This window comes from Legionella busanensis (assembly GCF_900461525.1).
GTDB lineage: Bacteria > Pseudomonadota > Gammaproteobacteria > Legionellales > Legionellaceae > Legionella_C > Legionella_C busanensis.
This window is the reverse complement of sequence record NZ_UGOD01000001.1, coordinates 1,737,079-1,759,090: the sequence shown is the minus strand read 5'-3', so window position 1 is coordinate 1,759,090 and position 22,012 is coordinate 1,737,079. Positions and strand designations below refer to the sequence as shown.

Sequence of the window (22,012 nt, the reverse complement as noted above, 5' to 3'; positions counted from 1 at the left end):
ATATTTCTACGAATCTTAAAATTAGAAAAATAATTAATTTAACTCTTAATTTTCTCTTAAGTTTTTTAAAATAAAATTACGTTTTTATTTTTCAAATTATTTTTTATGGTTCATATAGTTATAGCTGGAGGAGGTCCAAGCGGATTATATTTAGGAGATAAGTTAAGTAAAAAGGGAATAAATGATATTTTAATTTTGGACCCGCGAGCGGGCAATTATAGCAGGCCAGGCGCTGTGGACGTTAGCATATTTACGCAAGCTGAAAAAGGACTCCAAGCTGTGCTTCCACCAGCAAAGTCAGATCATATTAGAAATATAGAAAAAAGTTTATATCAATATTCACTTTCTCAGAATATTAGAATTGAGAGAAAACAATTCGTTCGTTTTTCAGAAGGAACAAAAGGAACAAAGGGTGTTATTGTTGCATATAAAAATAAAGATAATAAATTAATAGAAGAATTAATTCCTTGTGATTATGTATTTGACTGCACAGGATCTAAGCGGGTATTAGTTTCTGAGATAAATAAAATACATGAATTAAGAGGAACTGCGAAGCCTTTTGAATTAACTCCTGTTTCAAAGGATGTAGCAATAAAAAATCATTTAATAGCCTATATAAAGTTAGATCAAAATACTATTTCATTAGCAGATCATTCAAAAATCTCTCAAAATAATTTATTGTTTAATAGAACAACCGTCGAGTATACAAGGGCGATAGAAAAGTTACGCCAATTTGGTTGGACTGAATTTGCTTTTCCTTATTGTCACAATACGCCATTTAAAGATGGCAAAACGTGCGTTTATATTGAGTGTCCAGATAATCTTCCAACGAGTCAACAAGAAGTGTGGCTAACAACAGTACTAGAAATTGTTACTAATCAGCCTATCGTGAATATTGAGCACTTAATTTCAAAAAGCAATCATCCTAAACCTTACTTTTGTTCTTTTGCTGTAAACCCGCAACGTTTAAATACCTTTACATACCAAGAACCTGAATTACCTAAAGTTGTTGTCTTTGGGGATGGGCAAATTGAACCTAATTATATTTTAGGTCATGGTATTAAAGGAGCATTTAAACGTATTGATATATTTGCTGAAGAAGCGATGATTTATAAGGAGAAAATAGTTTATCTAAATTTGGCTAATTATGATCGCCACGTTAATAATGCTATAAAAAAACATGAGCAAGAAATAATTCGACATTATCAACAAAGAAAGAGTTACCTTGAACAAACGGTCTTTGCAGCAAAGGACTATTATAAGCTTGCTATTTCTCAAGCTATTAATCAAACAGAGATAAACTATCTATCAAAAAGATTAAATGAAATTTTAGCTCGTACTGCTTATTACCTTATAAGAAATGTGACAAGTTCTAAGACAAAACAAGAAACGTTCAATGAGCTTCTCACCAGGCGTAATTTGATAATCATGCATATAGGGAAACTAACTCAATTTGAACAGCAGGAAGCAAGAGACCAATTGCAACAATTAGTAGGTACTTTTACAAAACTTGGTAAAGAATATTTTCAAAAAGGAAACTTCTCATTTGCAATTAAAGTTTATGAGGAAGCTTTAGCAATTTATTCAATGTACAGAGAAATGAAACAACAAGATAAATTTAATTTGTATGAAGAAATTGTTCTTATTTATTGTAAATTAAATCAATTAAAAAACGTTTTCGCAAAAGTGAGCGAAGCCCTGAATCAAGCAGAAAAGCCATCGGAACTTACCAAGAAAAGAATATTATTTCACCTTGTTAAAGCAACTTATAAAAACTTAGGCTTATATCAGTCACCAATTCAACAATTTCAAATATTAACTGATTTCGTTAAAATTTATCAGCCTCAGCAGAATTTTATAGATAATCATCTTGCACTTAGCTTGAAAGTTGAGCTGGAGATGATAAAGCAAGCCCTGTTTTTTCATAATTTTAGTAATCTGACACTAGCAAGCGCAGCAGGCCAAGAAAATTACATGAATACAGGGCCAAAATAAATCATATTAAATATGGAAATATTTTAGGGTTTAAAACGAGGATTATTATTTTCAAATTTATCGTTTGAACTTTTTTGTCTTGCTGCTTTGAAATCATGAAGGGCATTTTTAAATTGGGTTGTCTTGCCACGCATCATTTCGATCGTCTCAAACGTTTGTACTTGTTTTTGTAAAGAAGCAACGATTTGCTTTTTAGCTCTTTTTTCTCTTAAAAGTTTTAAAATCTCACGTCTTGCTTTAGGTGTTTTTCCTTTGTTATATTTGCTAATAGCTTTTTTAGCTATTTCTTCAGCTTCTCTGGCCTCAATTTTCGCTCGTGCTAATCTTTTTTCTAAAGGATTCCTAATGCTTTGCTTTTGGGTGATTTCTGTTGTTTTAGCTAGTTGTTTATTAGCGCCAGATTTAAAAGAATTTGCGGGCCTAGTTGGTGACTTTTGTTTGGGTACGTGTGTATTTTGAGCTGCAGTTTTGGCTTCCAGGCTCATGTTTGAAGAAGTCGCTCGACTTAGTGCTCTACTTGGTGCTTGTAAAACCTTATAATTTGCTAAGCATTGATTAGCTTGGCGTATTTGTTCAAATAAATTTGGTTTATCTTTTCCTTTAGCGTCTAACATCTTAGTGTTAGCGATTTGAATGGCCATTTCTAGATTATCAATTGATTTTCTTAAATTATCTGCTGTTCTTGCGCCCCTGACTTCTTTTTTAGCTTCTTTAAGATTTTGTAATGCTTGCTGCGTTGTTTTTTCAGGCAAGCCCCTTAATTTGTTAGTTTCTTGTCTTAACTCTATACTATTTTTATTTTCATTAAGTTCTTTTATAAGTAAAGATGCTTGTGCTATTTTTGATTGCAATTCTACTTGTTTAACAACATCATCTATTTCATGAGATTTAGATACCAATTTACGTATTAAATCATTTAGCTCTTGGCTACAATTTTTAATTGTTTCCGGCGTTGTCGCTGCTTTAGCCTCAATTTGAGCTATCGCAAGGTCTTTTAATAGAGTTGACAGAGTATCATGAATACCGCTACCAGCTAATCTAGATAACCTTTGTTGAATATCGTCATCAGTAGACATTGTTAGCCCTTTACAAAGAATTATTCCTTTGAATTCATTATATCTTATGAATATTAAGGAAAACTGATATTTATAATTACAAAGAATTAACTAACTAGATCTATTGCAGCGAAACTTGGGAGCCGGATAACTAGGGCTCCCTTCATTTACTAGTACTTGCAAATACAACCCCGTGTGCCTCGGTGACAACGAACACCATTTACATCACGGCACCACTTGCCTATTTGATTTTTTTGGCAAACGCAATTTTGTGTACCTGAGTTACATACTTTTCCATCTATTCCTACACATGGGCTTCCTGGCATGCCACTAGAAAAGGCTAAATTAGTCATGGTGAAACATGAAATACCCAAAATTGTTGATAGAAGTTTTTTCATTGTGATTTCCTTATCTTTATTGACCATAATAAATACACTTAAGTTAAATTGTAGCCAATAGACCACACAAATCAATATTTTGCTTCTCTTGCTACAAAAGTTAACTCTACACCAAAGGTTTGGTACACTTCAGGTGAATTATTGTGTCTATGGCGATAAGTTAGCGAAATTATAACTATTTAAATAATTTTTTTAAGTTCTCAAATTGCTCACTAATATGTTTATCTTTATGTTTAATAAGAAAAATTTTTTGATTAATGTTAATTTCATTGGGTATAGATTTTTCAATTAATTTTTTATTATCGTTTAGTGTTTTATTAATCTTTTCTGCAACAAATTTTGGAATAAAAATAGCACATAAGCCTTGTAAAGCTAATTCAATAGCCGTAGAAAGCAGATTAACCAGATATTTTCGTTTACGGGGTATTATACTTTCAATCCAACCATCACGTTCCTTTATTCCTAAAGGGTTAACTGGAATAGCCACTGCTGGAACAGCAAAAGGTATTTCATTAATATTCATATTTGAGAAATAGCCTTGTAAGTGATAACAGCCTAATTGATATTGGCCAAGGGTTATAATATCAATTTGCTCCATGGGGAAGGGCGTATAGGTTATGCCATAATCTAATTCATGATTTGCAACCATTTGTTCAATTTGGCCTGGATTGAGATCCAGCAATGTAATACTTTGATTCTTCACTTGTAAAGAAGGTAAGTGTTCACAAATTAAAGGAATAAATATTTCCACAGTGCCAATTCTTGTGGTCAGTTTTGTTGTATGGGACCCGCTATGAAACAGAAGATGTTCCATTTCCAGAAATGATTTGGCATGTTGATAGATACGCATACCATCTTCAGTAAGCGCTATACCTCTGCCTGCCGGCCTTAACAAGCTAATCTTTAGTTCATCTTGTAATATTTTCATGGACTTTGATAGTCCTGAATGAGTGATATGCAATAATTCAGCTGCCTTAGATAAACTGCCTGTTTCAGCAATAACACAAAATTGCTTTAATCTGATTGTTTCCATAATGGAACATATTATAGAAATAGTTTCAATTTTATTCAAAATAAAAAAGCATTATGTTTACCTTAAAAAGGAATGATGATTATGAGTAAAATTCATAAAATGTTGCAAAACATACCGCTTGAACGGGTATATACAAAAGCTGGTAAGGTAGAGGAACAATTTGAACTATTAAAATTGGGAGTATTTAAGGTAGAAAAATCAATTCTTCTAACCATCTCAAACCATAGCCTAAGGCCTTCAAATGAAATTGTTGAGTTAGTCAGATTAAAGCCTAGCTCCAAATATCAGCCCCATTATCATAAACAAAGTTCTGCTGTTATTTATATCATTTTAGGTGAAGGATTTTTTTTATCTGGGAAAAATGAAATTTCTTATCAACCAGGAATGCGCTTTGATTTGCCTGAGAAAACGCCGCACGGCTTTTTAACTAATACGGAAACTTTATTTTTAAGTATACAAACTCCGCCTATTCTTAATTATCAAACAGGGGTCATGGATTTATATTATGTTGAATAAAAGAAATGGGATTCCAACAAATATGGGTATGGATCATATTGGTTTAGTTGTACCTGATGCTCAACTTGCTGCAGACTTTCTTATTGATGTGTTTAATGCTGAATTTGATTGGGAAGTTAAGAGAGAGCCAAAACCAACTGCAGGTGAGCGTGGCTGGTCAGCACTTTTTGGTGTACATCCTGAATCTTATTTATCTCACGTTATTATGCTTAAGTGTGGTGAACAACCATTGACTCAATATGTAGAACTATTTGAATGGAAAGCGCCAGATCAAGTTCAATTACAAGGGGAAAGAGGTTGGCATAAATTCAGTGACATTGGCAATAGTTATATTTCTTTTACTGTTAAAGACATGGATGCTGTATTTAAGCATATCCATACTAATGTAATACCCAAATATAAAGGTGTGCGTTTCATACAAGACCCACCCATGCGTTTTCCATTGCGTGGCGAAATATGCACATCAACGTTTCTCGTTTCACCCTGGGGAATGTGGATTGAATTAACAGCTTGGAGTGAATCGCAACATAAAGGCACTGTTATTCAGGCTCAAAGAAAGCCAGAGATAAGTCCATATATCAGCAAACCGATACAAGCGTTACCTACGCCTGCTTTTATGATTGATCTTGATATTGTTGATCATAATTGTAAGTTATTACGTTCACGTATTGTCGATAAAGGTTATACCTGGAGAATACCTTGCAAGGCCCATAAATGCCCCAAACTTGCAAAGTATATTTTACAGCGTGGCGCAACAGGTATTGTCGTATTAACGTTAACTGAAGCAGAACGCTTTGCTGAAGAGGGAATTAATGATATTTATTTAGCCAACCAAGTGGGCAGTTTGGATGAATTAAATCGTTTATCATTATTGGCGAAAAAATTAAAATACTTACGGGTTGCTGTTGATAATGGTGAGTATTTACAACAGCTTGCAATGAGCATTCGCCAGTGGGAAATCATTACACCTATAGAAGTGCTAGTCGAATTGAATATTAACCATAATCGCTGTGGGGCAACAATCGAGGAAGGCGTTAATTTAGCAGTGTTAGCTAAAAAGATTGAAGAAGAAACCCAGACGATTAAATTCATGGGTATTACCGGATATGAGGGACATACGCCCATCATGCCACCTGCTGAAAAAGCACAAGAAACAGCAATTTCACATGACATTTTAGCTCAAGCAAAAAAATTAATAGAAAAAAGCGGTATTCCTGTTGAAATTGTTAGCGCTGGGGGTAGCTGTAATTATATAGACGCTGTAAACAATAAAATTGTAACAGAAATTCAGGCCGGAGGAGCAGCTATTGGTGATCAACTTTATTATCATAAGGCACATTTAAAAGATTACGAACATTTAATGGGAGCATATTTACTCACTCAAATTATTAGCGTTCCTTCTGATAAAAGCAGGGCAATTGCTAATGCTGGTTTTAAGTCAATAGGCTTGCACCCTATGGGAGGATTGCCTGGATTTCGTGATCGAGATGATTTGCAAGTTGTTGGCTTAAGTGCTGAGCACACGAGAATTATTTCTGCTAATGGGGTTAAAGGTGTTTCGTTAGGCCGAGGCGATAAACTAGTTTTGATTCCAGGCTATACAGACGCCATGGGATTTTTGCATAAGGAAATCTTTGCAATACGTCATGATAAAGTTGAGTATGTTTGGAAAACAGTATAGTTTTAAAGGGAGAATAAAATATATATTTAGCAAATCCCTTTGCCTTAATTAACTAGGAAATATAAATATCACTAAAATACCAAACAGTAAAATTAGCAATTACTGGAAAGTAGATGTGGGTGTGAATGTAGGATTAGCATCTTTTTTACGTGCTTCTTGTAATGCAAACACACCAACCTGACTTGCGGTTTTGGCACTACCAGGTAATACAAAAGCATCTCTTGTTTTATCCTTGGCAATCGACTTTTTATCATCAAGAAGTGTATTACCATTACCATCCGTTATCGTTAAATGCATGATTTCATCATTTTTAAATTGACTTGCCTTTAATGCTACAAATTGGCCCGACATATCATACGAGCGAAGATATTCTTCTGATCTAGTATTTTGTTGAGAGTTAGTAGTTACCTCTAGACGACAGGTAAATAATTCACGTGCAGCCGCCCATTCTTGTAATTTTCCTTTTTTAGATAATGCTTCTGTAAAATCAATCGTATCTGTATAAAGAATAGGAGAAGAAAAAGTTTCAGCAACTTTCCTCAAAATTTCAGGCTGAGTTACTCCATAGCTTAAAATGAAAAATTTATTACGTACGGGAATTAAAGCAGATCTTTGTTTTATAGATGTCACAGTTTTATTCAGTGACTGTGTCTCATCATCATCATTTCCTACGGTATTTACGCCATCAGTAAATAATAAAACATTATTATGCTGGTTTGATTGCAACAGTTGAGCTAATTTATCAGAGACTGTTCCATAAAGCCGTGTAGTTCCTCCAGCGTTTAAATTATTAACATCTTTAACAAGCTGCGACAAATCTGTCTTTCGATAACTTCCCCTACCTACTTGTTTGGTGTTTATATTAAATTCTGTAAGATTAATCACCGCATCAGGTTGAAAATCAAATAAAGCATCGGCAAATTCGTTGACACTTTTTTTCAATTTAGCCAGTGGCTCTCCTTCCATACTAATACTTGTATCTAAAACAAAATGATAAGTAGGTGGTGTGAGAGTATCGGGGACAAAAAAGTAAGGCGTTACTTCGGTTGTATCCTTGCTTAATTTTTTCTCTGCATAAAAAACCTTTTTATTTTCAAAAGAATCTGAATGAGCGAAAAGAAGTGGGGAATTGCCTGTCACTAAAATAATCTCTTGTTTATGATCATTTAGAAACGCTTTAATATTAAATTTTATCTCCTCATTTTGTATACTCATATATTTATAATTTAGAGAATTAAATAAGGGAGCATAAGCAGCAGATGGAAGTTCAATGTTCAAATATTCCTGCTCTTTATCAAGCGTGTAATTAAGTCCTGTCATTTGTAAAACATTTAAAACAGCCAAACAAGATTTTTTGTGTGTTTCAATCATGAGGGCGTTTAAAGAGGTAGCTTGTGCAATTTCATCAGCAATAAGATCCGCAATACTCACTTGCCTAATCTGAGGTTTGACAACATCTTTTTGCAAAAGCCCCTGTAAATCAAACGCTAGCTTCTCACTTTGTTCTATATTTTTTGTAGTAAAAATAACACGCTCATCTTTACAACTAACAGTGTTGTTATCGAGAGAAATACCCATTGCTCGCAATAACTCTACCATATTAGTTGTACGTAATAGATTATTAACAAGATGCTTCATAAATTACCCCTCTTATTAAAAAAAATGCATAATAGCTGGATAATACACGAAAGATAACAATAGGCAATTCGCTTAAAAATAAACTTGAAGAAAGGAGGTAGAATTTAATATATATATTGCTGAAAAATCTTATTTGAAAAGGCTTGCAATATAAAACGAGCGTCGTCTTTATTAGCCTTAGCTAATTCAATATCATTTTGCATATATTCTATTAATTGAGTTCTTATATCAGTATTATCATCAATAATTGTTAAGCCCATATTCCATCGCCAGAATGTTCGATTGGTTATAGGTTCTTTAACAAGTAAAACAATATCTTTATGCCTTTTATCATTTAGAATACTATTATAAATACTCTCAATTGAATCAAGCCTACCTTCCAAAATTTGAAAAAACTCTTGGCCTGAATAAATTAAAAGTCCACTAACTTGCTGTGTGAAGTTTTTAAAACGAGCAATTTTAGCTAATTGAGTCAGTTGACTTGTATTAAAAGGCATTTTTGCTTGGCTTTTATAAATAAGATGGTACAACTCAGACATAAGTGATTGGGAAATACTTAATTAATTTAGTCTAATATTATCTTATTAAAAAATTTTTTAAGCAATAAATAGATTTAAATTAATAACAAATATTATAAAAATAAAGGCTGAGAAAGACATGTTTATAGAATGAGCATTATTCAGCCATATTATTTGTTATTTTGTTATAATCACATTAAGCATAATTTAATTCATCGAGTTGCTCTTGCACTTTAATTAAATTAGACCACCATACCTCCATCGCCTCAATGGCTTCAAAAGCACCGTCTAGTACTTCTTTTTCTTGCAAATAAATATTAGGATCAACATTTTCTTTAGTATGATCAATAAAGATACCTAATTCATCTTTATGGGCTTGTTCAACGCCATCTAAGTGCAAATCATGAAATTGTTTTAAGCGTGAATTAGTAAAGAGTAAGCCATGACGTTGATATATCTCATCACTAATTTTTTTAAATAAAGTATGTTCAAAGATTGCAGCAGTTTCGGTCGCATACATAACACCTAAGGTTCTCGATGCATTACACTGAATCATAGTTTCTAGTTTGGTAAAAAATTGTTTAGTTGCGGCAAAAGGGATACGCTTGCTAACATCTAACCCAATTTTTTTTAGGGCATGTTGATACATTCTAGCGTGATTTTTTTCTTCATTGTAATTATCTAACAATGCTTTCGAAACACCCTGATCGATAAGCGATTTAGTTTGCATGTGTGAAGTCATTAAAAAGCGCGTGTTGTTTAATGAAAACTGATAGTGCTCCATGCTTAACCATTCAAGGTAAGGTGTTGAATAAGGTTTAAGATCATTAAAATAATTTAATATTTTTGCGGTAAATTGATTATTGCGCTTATCCAACGTTATTCTTTGCATAAAATCTCCCTTTTAAAAAAACTAACCAAACGTACTTTAATCAATAAAATGCACGAGGAATAATATTATTATTCAATGAGTCTGATAGTTTTTTTCTATGATTCAAATTGGTTCGCTATAAAAGGTAGAGACAAGTAATAAAAATGAATAAGAAGGAAATGTGTTTTATAAACCGCATTATTAATCATATAACTGGTTTCATATATTTGGATTAATTTGACTTCCTTGTTTAATTCCTTGTTCAATGTACATGCTATACCCAGCAGAAAAATAAATAACTCTGCCATCCCATTTTTTATTAAATTCATTAAATTCAATGAAAATATTTGAGCCAGCCCAAGGATCATCAATTATAACTTGATTATCTATAATTCCTTTGAGTAGCACGAAATGCCCACCAATTTCATTAGTTCTAGCAATTACAGGTCCATATCTATATAAGTAATAGGTAAGATGGCCAGGCAATACATCTTTAATGAAATCTTTTACATTAACGCTATTTAAAAAATCACTATAGCTTTTTAAATCTGAAGAATTTTTTCCTGAAAATAGTTTAATTTTTCTATTTTCATAGTTGCGGTTTAGCTCTTGACGCTGCTCTAAAAAATCAGTGTAATTTTGCTCATTACACTTCCATAGATGATATCCCTTTAACATTTCCATTGCCGTATCTGCACAATCAGTTATACGTCGTTGGTGAGAATAAATAACACCATCGTAATATATGTCACCCAAACAAAAATCTCTTTCGGTCTCTAAACATGGTTTTAATGCCTGTTTATCAATATGCTCAGCCAAATGATTTTTTGAACTTTTACCATAAAATGTGGCGGCTGCCTTATTTAGAGCCCGGTGAGTTTTGGTATAGATTTCTTCTTTTATACTTGGGCTTTTTGCAGGTATAATGAATTCCTCAGTACAGTAAATCCACTCAAACTCATTATCACCTAAAAGGTTATTAGCATCTGTATACTTAATAATATGTAGCGGCGATTTTTTATTTTCAGTAACGCAAGCAATAAATGTAGAGGATTCTATAGGAATTAATTCAAGGGCAGATTTTCTAAGTTTTTCCAAAGAATTTACCATGGCAATGCAGGTGCATTGATTTATTGATTTTGCAGTAATTTCTTCAAATTTGGTAATATTACTGTTTAATTTAATTTTTATGATTGCGTAAAACATGTTTTCAATACCTAAAATTAATGTTTCTTTATTTCCTTATAAATTATAGCAGCCATAAATTACCTATAATGAAGTAATATATTAAAGTCGCATCTTTACCTTTTTATCACTAATATGAATTCTAGATAAATTAATTAACATTGAATGATGACTACTCTATCTATACGAGCGCTAAAAGAAACAGATATCCCTAGTATTGTTAATTATTGGTTTGAAAATACCGATGCTAATTTTAACCGTATGGGGGCAGATAAAACCAAATTTAATTCAAAAACCAACTTTGTAGACTCTTTGAAAACTATTTGTAACGCCTCACTTGATCAAGTAACAAGCTATTATTTAATCTGGCTTATTGATGAAAAAGCTGTCGGTTATAGTGCTTTAAAGGACATTGTAAAACAACAAATTGCTCATATTCACTTGCATATGTGGGATGAAAAAAATAGAGGAAAAGGGCATGGCGCAAAATTATTTTGCATGGCTGCACTTGAGTTTTATAAGATCTTTAATTTAAAAATGATGTTATGTGAACCTCGTTCGTCTAATAATATGCCAAATAAAATGCTTACAAATATTGGTTTTCAAAAATGGAAAACCTATCTTAGCACTTCTTCAGAGCTATCATTAACCTGTGAACTTAATAGTTATATTATTGATTTTAATGTGGCTAATCAATTTTTACTTAAGAAGTAAGGGCATGAGCCAGTAGCAACTGTTCACCCAACCTACGTCCTGCGGCTTGTCCGCAGAATCCATTGATATGGCTGATGTCTAAATTCCGTAAACAAGTCGTGGAACGCAGGGCATGAAGGGATTTATTAAATAGTTAGATTAGATCCCAATTATTAAAGGTAGGGAGATGTTCTAATCCTGGTTTTGCAAAATAAAAGCCCTGCATAAGAGAAATACCATTTTCTTTTAACCAGCGAGCTTCTGCAACTGTTTCTATTCCTTCAGCGATAATTTTTATATTAAGTAAACTTCCAGTTAAAATAATACCTTTAACCATTGCTTGTTTTACTAAGTTTACATTAATATCACGTACTAATTTAATATCAATTTTAATAAAATCTGGCTGAAAATTGGCAAGCAAACTTAGTCCCGCATAGCCTGCACCAAAGTCATCAATAGCCGTACAAAAACCTCGCTCACGATAATATTGAAAAATAGAAAGTAGTTTTTGAGGATCGTTGATCTGTTCACTTTCAGTTACTTCAAAAATAATTTTTTGCAGGGGAAAATTTGTTGCTTCAGCAGCAGCAATGGTTGTTCGTATGCAAAGGTCAGGAGAATAAATAGCGTTAGGCAAGAAATTAATAGAAATACATTCTTTCATATTCAATTGCTGCGCTTTGAAAATACTTTTTATTCGGCATTCTTGATCAAAGCGATAGCGATTCTTATCATTTACCTTTGCCAGAATGTCTGCTGCTCCTTCGCCATTTAATCCTCGTACTAAGGCTTCATAAGCAAAAATTTCTTTTTTGTTAATGTCGATAATTGGTTGAAAAGCAAAGGTAAAATCAAAGTCAAGCTCAATATCACAAACCTTGCAGCCAGATCTGTTTTGCAAAGATTTTTTTGCCAAGCTAAAATTCCTTTTTAATTAATTTAAAATGTATTTATTTAAAAATAGGTATACATAATAACAGCGTCAAGCATTAACTAGCCTTAAATTATCTGCAGCCTTAATGAGCCTATTAAAATTTCTACTTCCAATAGTTAAATATTAATCCATCTGCGCCAAAAATTGGATCAGCTTTTGGTAAACCAACTTTTTTAATATTCATATCAACCATAGGATGTTCGTCTGCTCTGCCATAGTTTACATCATAATCAACATCATTAGGATAAGATCCTATGCATTTAAAATCTAGCGAAGAATTAATATTTTTGTGTGAAACACCAGCCGGAAAAATAATAACATCTCCCTTAGAAATATTATAAATATTGCCTAAATCACCACCGATTTGTACGCTACAGTTTCCTTCAATAATAATTAATGCTTCGTGGGTATTACTATGATAATGGTGATAACTATAAATACTATCCACCCATGAATTAATCCAATAATTTTGTTTTAAATACTCTTGAATTTCCTCTGGATTTTGATTAGCAAAGTTAAAGACTTGCTTATAAATTAGCAAAGGATATTGAGAATTATTCGGAAAATAATTTTGCGGCAGTATTAAATCATGGATTATTTCTGTTGGGTATTGTGGGAATAACTTTTCCATTTTTAAGTAAAACTCCTCGGATTAATTCATGGGTGGATAGTATTTATAATTATCACTATTTTAGAAATTAAATTTCAATTGAGGAAATAACCGTTAAATAATCAAAACAGGGGCTTCTCCCCGGGTAACCGTAACTTCCATATTATCTAAATTGAGCGTGTATTTTAGAAAGCAATGTTCTCTAACATTTGATAACACATTACTTTTAAAAGCCACAATATTGATGCCTTCAAGGTGTCTGGCTGATCTCACCCGCAATAATGGGTGGCCTTCTTTGGCAACACGTTTTCCTACTTCTTGGCATCTTGAGTAATTGATTGGATCTAAGAGCCAAGGATATTCTTCTGTTTTAGAAGACAAGTCGATAGTTATTCCAATGCAAGCAATTTTAGCTATCCGTCTATCTACTGGAATTTGCTTTTCGCCATTAAATGCCTCAGGTGAATCAGTAATTTCTTTTTTAAAATGATAAACTGTTTCATATATAGTCGTTTCTAATGTTTCAGATGCATACCAGCATGGATTTTGTCCATCACTAAAACGAGATGCGGTTAAATTTTCAAAAGGATAATCAATGAAAGAATTTTCACTATATTCAAAACCTCTTTGTATTAATTGACTATTTTCCAGTGGCAGGTGGGTAATAGCCTCTAAAGTATTCGCAGCCTCCCAGTTATCTGCATCCTCACTTAAGTCATCAAAGAGATTTTGCGATGGTTTTACAGAGCGAATATTGCGAAAAACATCTTCAGAGTAATCAACTATTACTGCAAACAATGACATTAAGTTCCTCTCATGTAATCAGTTAATTTTCTTACTTGCGCAATACCAATATAGCCTTGCGATAACATCACATCTAAAGGCGTTAAGTTATGAAGCTTTTTATTTCTGGCTTTTATCCATCTGTAGACAACTGCTCTGTTATAAGGATATAAAATTCTTAGACTCTTATGTATGCCGAGCAGATTGCCAACACGCTCTATTGTATCTCGGCCTGAGATATGAGCTTTACCATTTTGGAATTTATTTAACTGTTGAGGACTTATACCACCCAATAAATTACACTGCTCATCAACTTTTAAATCCCAATGCTTAAATAGTTGTATTATGTTTGCTGTATTTCTCTTTAAATTATCAACATTATTATGATCAATAGATTGGCTGTTTTTTAAAACAGTAGAATTACTCATGACAGTCTCTCATAATAATCTATATATGTATTAATTTAGTCTATAAATAGAACATAGTCAATAATTAATCTATTAATAGGCAAAATAAATATAAATATGGATAATTAGTAAATCAATATAAAGCTATGCTAATCTTAATAGCTACGCTTGAAAACCTACAGTGAGGCGTTTCATTGGAATTTAATCTTAATAAGTTATTATAGTGATTTTAATATTAGATTAAACTTTATGAAACCTAATTCTGCATTAAGAATAATTTTAGCTAGTGCCTCGCCAAGACGATTACAAATATTGCAAGAACACGGATTAAATGCCGTGGTTATGCCTGCTAATATTGCAGAAATCCAGAAAAAAGATGAAGAGGCTAAAAAATACGTCACTCGCCTGGCCCAGGAAAAAGCACAAACCATTCTGTCACAAATTGAAGTAAATAACGCAGATTTGATTCTAGCTGCCGATACTACTGTTGCTTATCAGCATCATATCTTAGAAAAACCACAAGATAACGATGACGTATATAGGATGTTAAGTATGTTAAGTGGCAACTCTCATGAAGTCTATACAGGTTATGCTTTAATTTTTTTACCAGAAAAAAGGTGGCGGATTAATTGTGTAACGACGGAAATTACTTTTAATACACTTACGGAGCAACAAATACAAAGCTATATTGCTTCAGGCGATCCTTTTGATAAAGCTGGGGCATATGGTATTCAAAATGTATATGATATTTTTGTTAAACAAATAAAAGGTTCTTATTATAATGTTATGGGTTTACCTATTGAGGACATTTTGAAAAATATTTCATTTTTAGATACGAAATGATTCTAAATTTAAATGAAGGAAAAGCAAGCGTGGAAGCTAAATAGCTTCCACTTATAATTTAACGGCTAGTTTTTTCAACTTGTATCATTGTTTTAAGGAAATGTACTACAATTGGGTAGTTCATCGAAAAGGTTTTCTGGATTTTTATCAGATTTGTTATTACCTTCAGCAAGATTTTTATTCTCCTTGAAAAAAAGAACTGGTGAATTTGCCTGTGAAGTTTTGTTAGTGTGTATATCATAGAGTGCAAGAAACTCTTTATCTGCACGATTAATTGAGGCCACTTTAATTGCAAACTTATAGAGAACAAATAATGATTTAAGCTTTTCAATTTCAGTATCGTTACCATCAGTAAAAATTGATTTTAAATTTTCGCAGTCATCAAAAACTTCATGTCCAATGGATACAATGTTTTTTGAAATGAATACCGCTTCTAAGTTTGGACATGTATGAATTGCTCCTCGTCCAATTTTAGTAACTTTTTCAGGCAAAATGATGTTTTTTAAGCTGCGACAATTATAAAAGGCGCCTTTCCCAATAACTGTGACATTAGGTGGTATCCTGACTGTTTCTAAACTAGTGCATCCATTAAATGTACACTTGGCAATTTTAGTAAGATTTTTGGGTAGAACCACATTTTTTAATTGAGTACAATTCCAAAATGCAAATTTTTTAATGTCAGTGATGTGTGAAGGAATGACAAGCTTTTTTAAATTAGTACATTCTTCAAACGCAGACTCGCCAATAGTAGTAATGTCATTAGGAAATTTAAAATTGCCATCGGAATCAATATCTTGATTGTCAACTTGTAGCAATATTTTTCCATCTGTAGATAATTTCATGATTTTATTTCTCAGTGTTAATTAGTAAGACCACTACCATGATAGGTCCATTATCTATTTAGCGTGGGTAAATTAAATATAAATAGAATAAAAATTTAAACGCAATTTTTAAATTAAGTACAAAATGGCGGATTTTAAACTTTTTAATGATGCTGTCAAGATTATTTACAAAGAGTTTGCTTGGTTTTCAATTAAGGCGTTTTTATTTAATAAAAATTTCTATATGATAGGTAAGGAATTAAAAGAAAGAATAACTATATTAACTGCTTTATAAACTAACTTAAAAAGATTTTTATCATAAAATTAAAACCCCCAAACTAAATCTTCTAGCTTTTTTAATGAAGAAATTTTGTTTTTCCAATTAGCAATTCGCACTTGAATTTCTAAATTACTATATTTATGAAGAAGCATTAGTGCAGTTAGCTCATGACTTAAATTTTCATTGAGTTCATGAGACAAAAAACCATAAGCAGTTAAAAAAGCGTTTAGTAACTCTTTATCACCCTGAATTAAAAAAGCACCTGGACCTAATAAGTCATATTTATAGTGGCCTAACATAGCATCACCAAAATCGATTAAACCTGAAATATGCCAAGCGCCTTCAATATGGGTGACTAAAAAATTCATTGGGGTATATTCACCAGTTAAAATAACAGGCCTGTCAATTTTAACTAAGGATGGTTTAATTGTTTCGATGTAGGCTGGCATTTGTCGCAATAATTTTTCAGGTAAATTTTTACTGCGATGATTTTCTATGCAGTTAGCTATTTGATTTTCAATAAAGGCTTGCCAATAACAATCAATAGATTCCAGGCCATGTGTTGGTAAGGAATGAACTTCCCGTATTAATAAGCCAAGCTCACTTATAATAATTAATTTATTATTATGATCTAAGGTATGCCAAAGTGTTTCTAAGAGTGTGCCTTTTAGTTGAGTCATTATTAGATAAGGCCATCTTGCTATTTCACCTTCGTAATGAAGGATAGGGGTTGCAACCGTTAGTTTTCCGGCAAGTGCTTTAAGCATTAATCGTTCACTTTCAAACTGATCTTGGTGAAAAGGAGGAAATAATTTAATAACCAAATGATTATCATAAGAATAGACAATATTAGTGCCTTCAGAAAAAAGAGTTAATGATTTAAGAGGTATATGATAGCGAGCAAGAATTTCTTTAATTGTTTCTTCAAATACATTGCTGGATTGTTTTAAATCGTTAACTTCGTTAAAGGAGGTAATTGCTGCTAATGTACTATCTATAATATTCATCATTATTCGAAGTTTAGATAAGAAAAGGGTTTAATCGGTAAGAATAGAGTTTATTTTTTTTAATTGCTTGCAAAAGTCATTTCTTTCGCAAAAAATAGTAATTAACTGGTGTTTATTCAGCATACCAAGATTATTTACAGACCAAAGAGTTAGCATATTAGGCGTAATAACGCTTACTTTCAACCAATATAAAGTTTCAAACAGACATTCTTTATCAACAAGTCTGCAATATAAGTAAAAAGTTTTTTCAATGCTTTATAAGCACCAAATTTAATACGACCTGCAGTTAAAATACGAAACTTAGGGTTATTAAACAGTTAAAGGAAATAACAATGTTAATAAACATGAATGTCTTGACAAGGTTTTACAATAGTGATCTTAAGCCAAGTGGTACTTTTGATATCCCAAGCAATATTGATACTGTGGGTAATGGTATGTATATCGGCTGTACTAAATTACGAACACTTATTGTCCCTAATAATGTTATTAAAATTGGTCTTTGGGGTTTTAGCGGCTGCCGCAACTTACGAACGCTTACTTTGCCAACTAGTCTTATCTATATCAGTAATAATGCGTTTACTAATTGCGAAAGTTTAGAGGTTATCATCATTGATAGTAAAAAGCCTGAGGAAATAGAACGAATTAAGGCTTTATTGCCTAAAGATTTACAAAACAAAGCACTCGGTATTGAATTAGCGCACGAAGTGTTTCGCCTTCGCAAGTTGCAATTAGATGAAGTTACTAAAGTTCCGAGTAGTAATCCATTCTTTCGTTTTTTTGATCGTAATCTTCGCCATATTGCCAAAGTAAATACAGAAAATGATGCCAACCCAAGCTTAGAAAAAAAAGAATACCCGAAACTTAAGGATAAAGTTTATAAAGATATAAATCGTTTTTTACTCAATAAAAATCCCAATTATCAAAAAGCAAAAGTTTTAATTCGTCATGAGCCATTGCCTCATAATCAAAGCGAGCTAGAACCCTATGCAATCAACTTAAAAAAGATAACTACCAATTGTAATACTCGCGTTAATCAAAAGAAGATGAAAACCACCACATGCTTTGAACATGAACCTGATACGCAGCATATACTTCGTTAAGAGTTGCTTAGGTTAAAATAGTAGGAGAAATTAAAAAAAGTTGGGCTTTATTTGAGCCCAACTTAATCATTATTTAGCTTCACAACTAATTACAGTCACGGTTGGATCTTTAGTCATTGCTCCTGAGACTTGGAATCCTATACCTTGTTGTTGCCCAGGAGGTAGGCCGTTATAAGGGTCATAAGTATTCGCGCTAAAAGTAAAGACGCCACCATTCATTGAATAAGTTTGATTGCTACCAATCCAATAACTTACAATGGTTGGGTTACTTATTTCACTGCCATTGAAGCTAATTTTAAAGGTAAAACTCTTAATTGCAGCGTTGGTGCTTGTATTGGTAATACTACCTTGAAAAACAGCACCAGAGTCCCAACGGTTTTGCAAAGTAAACTTCACATTACAATTTTGTTGGCTAACTGCACCCGTTTGATAAACCGCATTTAACTGTAATTGATTAGCTGTACCTGTTACGGTTAAACTCCTAGCGCTTTTATCCGCTACGAGGCTATAAGTTTTACCATTAAAGGTAATGGAATTAGGTAGTCCAACTTGATAAGTTTCATTGCTAAATGCACCTGTCTTACTATTTATATTTTGGTTATAAATTGTTGAACTACATACTCCATTTTGCGTTGTGCAAGTTAAAATATTTTGATTATTTACATCGGAAGTGAACGTAAGTTGTGTTGTTAAAGCCTGCGTACTTACAGGATTTCCTTTTTCATCTAATAAATTAACTTTATAACTTACTTGTGTTGCAGGCTGGGTTCCTATTTGTTGGCCTTGCAAGCTAACATTGACATCTGTTGCTTGACCATTAGTAATTTTAAAAGTAATAGGAGAGTTACTCGCTTTAACTTGGTAAACAAGATGAGCTGTATTATCTATTTGATAACTGTCAGCAACTAGCAAATTATATGAGCCACTATCTAAATCAAGAGAGCAGCCATTGGTTATATCACAACTATATGTTTGCTGTGTTTCTTTAACAGTTAATGTAGCTGCTCCTTTCACTGGGAATCCAGGTGAAGTAAAGGTTACATTGAGTTTACCTGTGGCGATTGTTTGACTAAATAAATCATGCAACACTTTTTCAGCTTGAAGATTAATTGCACCGCCATTTGGATCAATTAAACTAATGGTGTCGCCTAAATAACCAACTGCCCAGAAGAATAAATCATTCTGCATGCCATTAGCTATCATGTAAGGCACTAGTGCTTTTTGGAAAAAGGCAAGACCTTCCGCACTTTTCCAGGAGGCTTCTCCTAAAACAACAGGATAACCTGCTTTCTTTAAAAATCCCCAAGTCCAATTAAAACGAAGCTCACTCGGTTTACCTGGTGCTGACTCCCAAGTACCTACTTCACGTGGATAGACGTGTGGTGAAAACACAAGGTGCGCTTTGTTAGCAGTCGCATCACCCATTAACCAGGTAATCGTTGCATCATCTAAACCGGCAGTTTTAAGTTGTTGAATAAAGCCTGCACGGTTAAAACTAGGTACACCATTCTTAGCATTGGCTTTATCTAATAAAGGTTTAAAGTCTTCGCCCCAATTTCCTTTAAATTCGACACGTTTTGTTCCAGTTGCGCAATTTGTAGGATCGTCTGAAATCGCATAAGCTTCAGGATTGGGCACTAAATCAGTTTCTTTAACACAAGCTACCGGTTGATCAGGATCACCTGACCCAGGGCCTGAACCTTCAACAAATAATAATACATCTGGATTATATTGTTTAAAGACTTTAGCAGCTGTGGCTATTACTTTTATCCAAGCGGGCTGATCGGCATTATCACGAAACCAAAAAAGTCGATGCGGTTCATTAAACACATCAATCCCTATCACATTGGTTAAATTACGTGCCTTAATCTCATTAGCAAGTAATTTTAAATCTGCTTCATACTGAGTTAAGCTATAGACCGTACCATCCCGGAAACCATCTCCATAGCCATATTTATGGTGAAAATCGATTAACACTTTGACATTATTTTTTTTAAATTCTTCAAGCGTAATCCAAAATGCTTCTTGCGGCGTTACAGTTTGCGCACAAGCTGAACCATTAGTTTCCCAGACTTTACAAAATATACCATTGGCACGAGTTGGTTCAGCCTTATTAGCGAGGGATCGATTCATATCCACTTGCCCTGTGTTATCATACAGGACACCAGGTTGAATGGGCAGACGAATCGTTTTAAACGCTACACCATTTGCTTTAGTTACCCCAGAGTCTGTAAAATCCCAAGGACGTACTAACGCATCCATCATGCCATAGGTCTTACTGTAGTTAGTAGAAAAATTACCCACCGCATAAAAGGGGTTTGATGCTAAGCCTTGTACGATTTTTGAATCTTGAAAGCCTGACCAAGATATACCATCAATTTTTACGATATTACCAGCACTGTCATAAATACTACCACTTTGAGTATAGAAAGCATGACTTGAGGTGGAAACGAGAAGACCAATTAGGCCCTTGCTAATATTTCTTTTTATAAACATAAGCGGTTCCTTCTTGTTGTTAAAATAACTTTACTGTCATTATCCAAAATGATAGACCTTGTGACTCATTTTGCAACAATTTAAATTAAAATAAACTATCAAGCAAACTTTATAATTCAATTGAATAAAATTTATGAATAAAATCTACTTTAGCTCGCTCCTATAGGTGTAAAATTATTAGTATAATAAGAAATAAATATTGTGATTCGACTAAAAACAAAGGTGGCTCAGTGATGAGTGCAATTACTATAATTGATTGCTTTAATGCTTTACTAAAAAGCTTAGATGAGTTCCAAACGCATGTCTATACGCAATTAAAAAACAACCCCGTTTGGATTAATGATCCAGCTAATAAAGAATTATTAATTTCTGATTACAGTCTTTTCATTGCTGCGTTAACAGATTTTTATCCTGGTGATCTTGAAACGCCCCAACATACTAAATCATTTCAAGGGGCATTAGGTGGTAATTTAACAACTTTGCACTTAGTAAGTTTAGTTAATCAAAGTAAAGATCAATTAAAGTTGGTAATTAATGAGTATTTAAGTGAATTACAAACTAAAGATACGCAGGTTGTTCATACTTTATTAAAAAATGCAGGATTTCCGCGGCTTAAATTAAAACAAGTTTATCGTCATATACCTTGTATTGATTACCATCCAAGGCGTATTGCCTTTACGCAAGTAAAACATAATTCCCATATTATCATCACTAAAAAAGAGCTCGCGGCAAGATTAAATAAAATAGGTAAGGGCCGACATATTGATGTACAACAACAAAAATTACAATACTTAGATGATGATAAATTAGCCATACATCGGGATACGCAATCGCTGTGGGCAGCAAACATTGCCACGTTTAAAAATGAAGAGGGCTTATCTATTACGCGAAAATTAATGACTTCCATGCCAATTATTTATCTACAACAGGATGATTTACCTCTTCCTGATGTGAATTTTAGTCGACGACAAAAACGTGATTTGACAACAGTAAGATATGATAAAAAGATTGAAGATGAGGTTTTTTTACCTTCAGCAGCTGCTTATCGTTATAAAAAGCCAAAGTAAATTTGTTTTTATGAAAGTTTGTTAATTTTAATTTCTTTTGCAACTTAACTGCTAAAAGTTATCCCCAGAATCTGTGGATAA

At 33.0% G+C, this 22,012-nt stretch carries 21 protein-coding genes; 7 read left to right on the top strand and 14 right to left on the bottom strand.

What is annotated here, in order from left to right; translation table 11 throughout:
* Positions 1 to 105 precede the first annotated feature (105 nt).
* Positions 106 to 1,995: a hypothetical protein gene (locus DYH30_RS07900; RefSeq protein WP_115331138.1), complete on the top strand. Its 1,890-nt coding sequence runs from the start codon at positions 106 to 108 to the stop codon at positions 1,993 to 1,995.
* Between the two features lie 23 nt (positions 1,996 to 2,018).
* On the opposite strand, the gene DYH30_RS07895 is transcribed toward DYH30_RS07900, so the two are convergent.
* The 3 genes from DYH30_RS07895 to DYH30_RS07890 form a co-directional block, all read right to left on the bottom strand.
* Positions 2,019 to 3,071 (bottom strand): hypothetical protein, encoded by a 1,053-nt coding sequence (locus DYH30_RS07895; RefSeq protein WP_115331137.1) that lies wholly within the window; start codon positions 3,069 to 3,071, stop codon positions 2,019 to 2,021.
* Between the two features lie 149 nt (positions 3,072 to 3,220).
* Positions 3,221 to 3,448: a hypothetical protein gene (locus DYH30_RS17835; RefSeq protein ID WP_131740609.1), complete on the bottom strand. Its 228-nt coding sequence runs from the start codon at positions 3,446 to 3,448 to the stop codon at positions 3,221 to 3,223.
* A gap of 175 nt (positions 3,449 to 3,623) precedes the next feature.
* The gene (locus DYH30_RS07890; protein WP_115331136.1) at positions 3,624 to 4,481 is read right to left on the bottom strand and encodes a LysR family transcriptional regulator; all 858 of its coding nucleotides are present in this window, start codon (positions 4,479 to 4,481) and stop codon (positions 3,624 to 3,626) included.
* An 81-nt stretch (positions 4,482 to 4,562) separates the two neighbouring features.
* On the opposite strand from DYH30_RS07890, the gene DYH30_RS07885 reads away from it, so the two are divergent.
* Entirely contained in the window at positions 4,563 to 4,997 is a 435-nt protein-coding gene (locus DYH30_RS07885; protein ID WP_160116180.1) for a cupin domain-containing protein, read from the top strand.
* Positions 4,987 to 6,678, top strand: a complete 1,692-nt coding sequence (locus DYH30_RS07880) for an alanine racemase (protein WP_115331134.1) — start codon at positions 4,987 to 4,989, stop codon at positions 6,676 to 6,678. The genes DYH30_RS07885 and DYH30_RS07880 overlap by 11 nt, the downstream gene beginning before the upstream one ends.
* A 99-nt stretch (positions 6,679 to 6,777) precedes the next feature.
* Here the strand turns inward: DYH30_RS07880 and DYH30_RS07875 are convergent, their stop codons facing one another.
* From DYH30_RS07875 to DYH30_RS07860, 4 genes are all read right to left on the bottom strand, one after another.
* Complete coding sequence (locus DYH30_RS07875) at positions 6,778 to 8,316, bottom strand: VWA domain-containing protein (RefSeq protein WP_115331133.1); 1,539 nt, start codon at positions 8,314 to 8,316, stop codon at positions 6,778 to 6,780.
* A gap of 104 nt (positions 8,317 to 8,420) precedes the next feature.
* The gene (locus tag DYH30_RS07870) at positions 8,421 to 8,855 is read right to left on the bottom strand and encodes a BLUF domain-containing protein (RefSeq protein WP_115331132.1); all 435 of its coding nucleotides are present in this window, start codon (positions 8,853 to 8,855) and stop codon (positions 8,421 to 8,423) included.
* Between the two features lie 175 nt (positions 8,856 to 9,030).
* Complete coding sequence (locus DYH30_RS07865) at positions 9,031 to 9,726, bottom strand: DUF3865 domain-containing protein (RefSeq protein WP_115331131.1); 696 nt, start codon at positions 9,724 to 9,726, stop codon at positions 9,031 to 9,033.
* 198 nt (positions 9,727 to 9,924) lie between these two features.
* A complete protein-coding gene (locus DYH30_RS07860) occupies positions 9,925 to 10,911 on the bottom strand; it encodes a cysteine peptidase family C39 domain-containing protein (RefSeq protein ID WP_115331130.1) in 987 nt (328 codons plus the stop codon).
* 144 nt (positions 10,912 to 11,055) lie between these two features.
* Here DYH30_RS07860 and DYH30_RS07855 point away from each other — a divergent pair, with 144 nt between their 5' ends.
* Entirely contained in the window at positions 11,056 to 11,604 is a 549-nt protein-coding gene (locus tag DYH30_RS07855) for a hypothetical protein (protein WP_131740607.1), read from the top strand.
* A 133-nt stretch (positions 11,605 to 11,737) separates the two neighbouring features.
* Here DYH30_RS07855 and DYH30_RS07850 read toward each other — a convergent pair whose 3' ends face one another.
* The 4 genes from DYH30_RS07850 to DYH30_RS07835 form a co-directional block, all read right to left on the bottom strand.
* Positions 11,738 to 12,499: an EAL domain-containing protein gene (locus DYH30_RS07850; protein WP_115331128.1), complete on the bottom strand. Its 762-nt coding sequence runs from the start codon at positions 12,497 to 12,499 to the stop codon at positions 11,738 to 11,740.
* A gap of 121 nt (positions 12,500 to 12,620) precedes the next feature.
* Entirely contained in the window at positions 12,621 to 13,148 is a 528-nt protein-coding gene (locus DYH30_RS07845) for a cupin domain-containing protein (RefSeq protein WP_115331127.1), read from the bottom strand.
* Positions 13,149 to 13,241: 93 nt separating this feature from the next.
* Positions 13,242 to 13,931 carry an RES family NAD+ phosphorylase gene (locus DYH30_RS07840; RefSeq protein ID WP_115331126.1) on the bottom strand — a complete coding sequence of 230 codons (690 nt, stop codon included), beginning with the start codon at positions 13,929 to 13,931 and terminating at the stop codon, positions 13,242 to 13,244.
* The gene (locus DYH30_RS07835; RefSeq protein WP_115331125.1) at positions 13,931 to 14,338 is read right to left on the bottom strand and encodes an antitoxin Xre/MbcA/ParS toxin-binding domain-containing protein; all 408 of its coding nucleotides are present in this window, start codon (positions 14,336 to 14,338) and stop codon (positions 13,931 to 13,933) included. The genes DYH30_RS07840 and DYH30_RS07835 overlap by 1 nt, the downstream gene beginning before the upstream one ends.
* 228 nt (positions 14,339 to 14,566) lie before the next feature.
* Here DYH30_RS07835 and DYH30_RS07830 point away from each other — a divergent pair, with 228 nt between their 5' ends.
* Positions 14,567 to 15,160 (top strand): Maf family protein, encoded by a 594-nt coding sequence (locus DYH30_RS07830; RefSeq protein ID WP_115331124.1) that lies wholly within the window; start codon positions 14,567 to 14,569, stop codon positions 15,158 to 15,160.
* Positions 15,161 to 15,252: 92 nt separating this feature from the next.
* Here DYH30_RS07830 and DYH30_RS07825 read toward each other — a convergent pair whose 3' ends face one another.
* Positions 15,253 to 16,002 carry a leucine-rich repeat domain-containing protein gene (locus DYH30_RS07825; RefSeq protein ID WP_115331123.1) on the bottom strand — a complete coding sequence of 250 codons (750 nt, stop codon included), beginning with the start codon at positions 16,000 to 16,002 and terminating at the stop codon, positions 15,253 to 15,255.
* A 303-nt stretch (positions 16,003 to 16,305) separates the two neighbouring features.
* A complete protein-coding gene (locus DYH30_RS07820; protein WP_115331122.1) occupies positions 16,306 to 17,271 on the bottom strand; it encodes a phosphotransferase family protein in 966 nt (321 codons plus the stop codon).
* A 329-nt stretch (positions 17,272 to 17,600) separates the two neighbouring features.
* On the opposite strand from DYH30_RS07820, the gene DYH30_RS07815 reads away from it, so the two are divergent.
* On the top strand, positions 17,601 to 18,368 hold the full coding sequence (locus DYH30_RS07815; protein ID WP_115331121.1) for a leucine-rich repeat domain-containing protein: 768 nt from the start codon (positions 17,601 to 17,603) through the stop codon (positions 18,366 to 18,368).
* Positions 18,369 to 18,437: 69 nt separating this feature from the next.
* Here DYH30_RS07815 and DYH30_RS17945 read toward each other — a convergent pair whose 3' ends face one another.
* Positions 18,438 to 20,864 carry a cellulose binding domain-containing protein gene (locus DYH30_RS17945; RefSeq protein ID WP_160116179.1) on the bottom strand — a complete coding sequence of 809 codons (2,427 nt, stop codon included), beginning with the start codon at positions 20,862 to 20,864 and terminating at the stop codon, positions 18,438 to 18,440.
* Between the two features lie 233 nt (positions 20,865 to 21,097).
* On the opposite strand from DYH30_RS17945, the gene DYH30_RS07805 reads away from it, so the two are divergent.
* Positions 21,098 to 21,931, top strand: coding sequence for a hypothetical protein (locus DYH30_RS07805; RefSeq protein ID WP_115331120.1), 834 nt, complete (start codon positions 21,098 to 21,100; stop codon positions 21,929 to 21,931).
* The last annotated feature ends 81 nt before the right edge of the window (positions 21,932 to 22,012 follow it).

Coding starts and splice junctions, on each gene's coding strand:
- DYH30_RS07865 (WP_115331131.1), bottom strand. CDS start 9,726: ATGCAAAGAATAACGTTGGATAAGCGCAATAATCAATTTACCGCAAAA.
- DYH30_RS07825 (WP_115331123.1), bottom strand. CDS start 16,002: ATGAAATTATCTACAGATGGAAAAATATTGCTACAAGTTGACAATCAA.
- DYH30_RS07885 (WP_160116180.1), top strand. CDS start 4,563: ATGAGTAAAATTCATAAAATGTTGCAAAACATACCGCTTGAACGGGTA.
- DYH30_RS07845 (WP_115331127.1), bottom strand. CDS start 13,148: ATGGAAAAGTTATTCCCACAATACCCAACAGAAATAATCCATGATTTA.
- DYH30_RS17835 (WP_131740609.1), bottom strand. CDS start 3,448: ATGAAAAAACTTCTATCAACAATTTTGGGTATTTCATGTTTCACCATG.
- DYH30_RS07815 (WP_115331121.1), top strand. CDS start 17,601: ATGTTAATAAACATGAATGTCTTGACAAGGTTTTACAATAGTGATCTT.
- DYH30_RS07805 (WP_115331120.1), top strand. CDS start 21,098: ATGAGTGCAATTACTATAATTGATTGCTTTAATGCTTTACTAAAAAGC.
- DYH30_RS07820 (WP_115331122.1), bottom strand. CDS start 17,271: ATGATGAATATTATAGATAGTACATTAGCAGCAATTACCTCCTTTAAC.
- DYH30_RS07900 (WP_115331138.1), top strand. CDS start 106: ATGGTTCATATAGTTATAGCTGGAGGAGGTCCAAGCGGATTATATTTA.
- DYH30_RS07870 (WP_115331132.1), bottom strand. CDS start 8,855: ATGTCTGAGTTGTACCATCTTATTTATAAAAGCCAAGCAAAAATGCCT.
- DYH30_RS07855 (WP_131740607.1), top strand. CDS start 11,056: ATGATGACTACTCTATCTATACGAGCGCTAAAAGAAACAGATATCCCT.
- DYH30_RS07895 (WP_115331137.1), bottom strand. CDS start 3,071: ATGTCTACTGATGACGATATTCAACAAAGGTTATCTAGATTAGCTGGT.
- DYH30_RS07890 (WP_115331136.1), bottom strand. CDS start 4,481: ATGGAAACAATCAGATTAAAGCAATTTTGTGTTATTGCTGAAACAGGC.
- DYH30_RS07830 (WP_115331124.1), top strand. CDS start 14,567: ATGAAACCTAATTCTGCATTAAGAATAATTTTAGCTAGTGCCTCGCCA.
- DYH30_RS17945 (WP_160116179.1), bottom strand. CDS start 20,864: ATGTTTATAAAAAGAAATATTAGCAAGGGCCTAATTGGTCTTCTCGTT.
- DYH30_RS07880 (WP_115331134.1), top strand. CDS start 4,987: ATGTTGAATAAAAGAAATGGGATTCCAACAAATATGGGTATGGATCAT.
- DYH30_RS07835 (WP_115331125.1), bottom strand. CDS start 14,338: ATGAGTAATTCTACTGTTTTAAAAAACAGCCAATCTATTGATCATAAT.
- DYH30_RS07840 (WP_115331126.1), bottom strand. CDS start 13,931: ATGTCATTGTTTGCAGTAATAGTTGATTACTCTGAAGATGTTTTTCGC.
- DYH30_RS07875 (WP_115331133.1), bottom strand. CDS start 8,316: ATGAAGCATCTTGTTAATAATCTATTACGTACAACTAATATGGTAGAG.
- DYH30_RS07860 (WP_115331130.1), bottom strand. CDS start 10,911: ATGTTTTACGCAATCATAAAAATTAAATTAAACAGTAATATTACCAAA.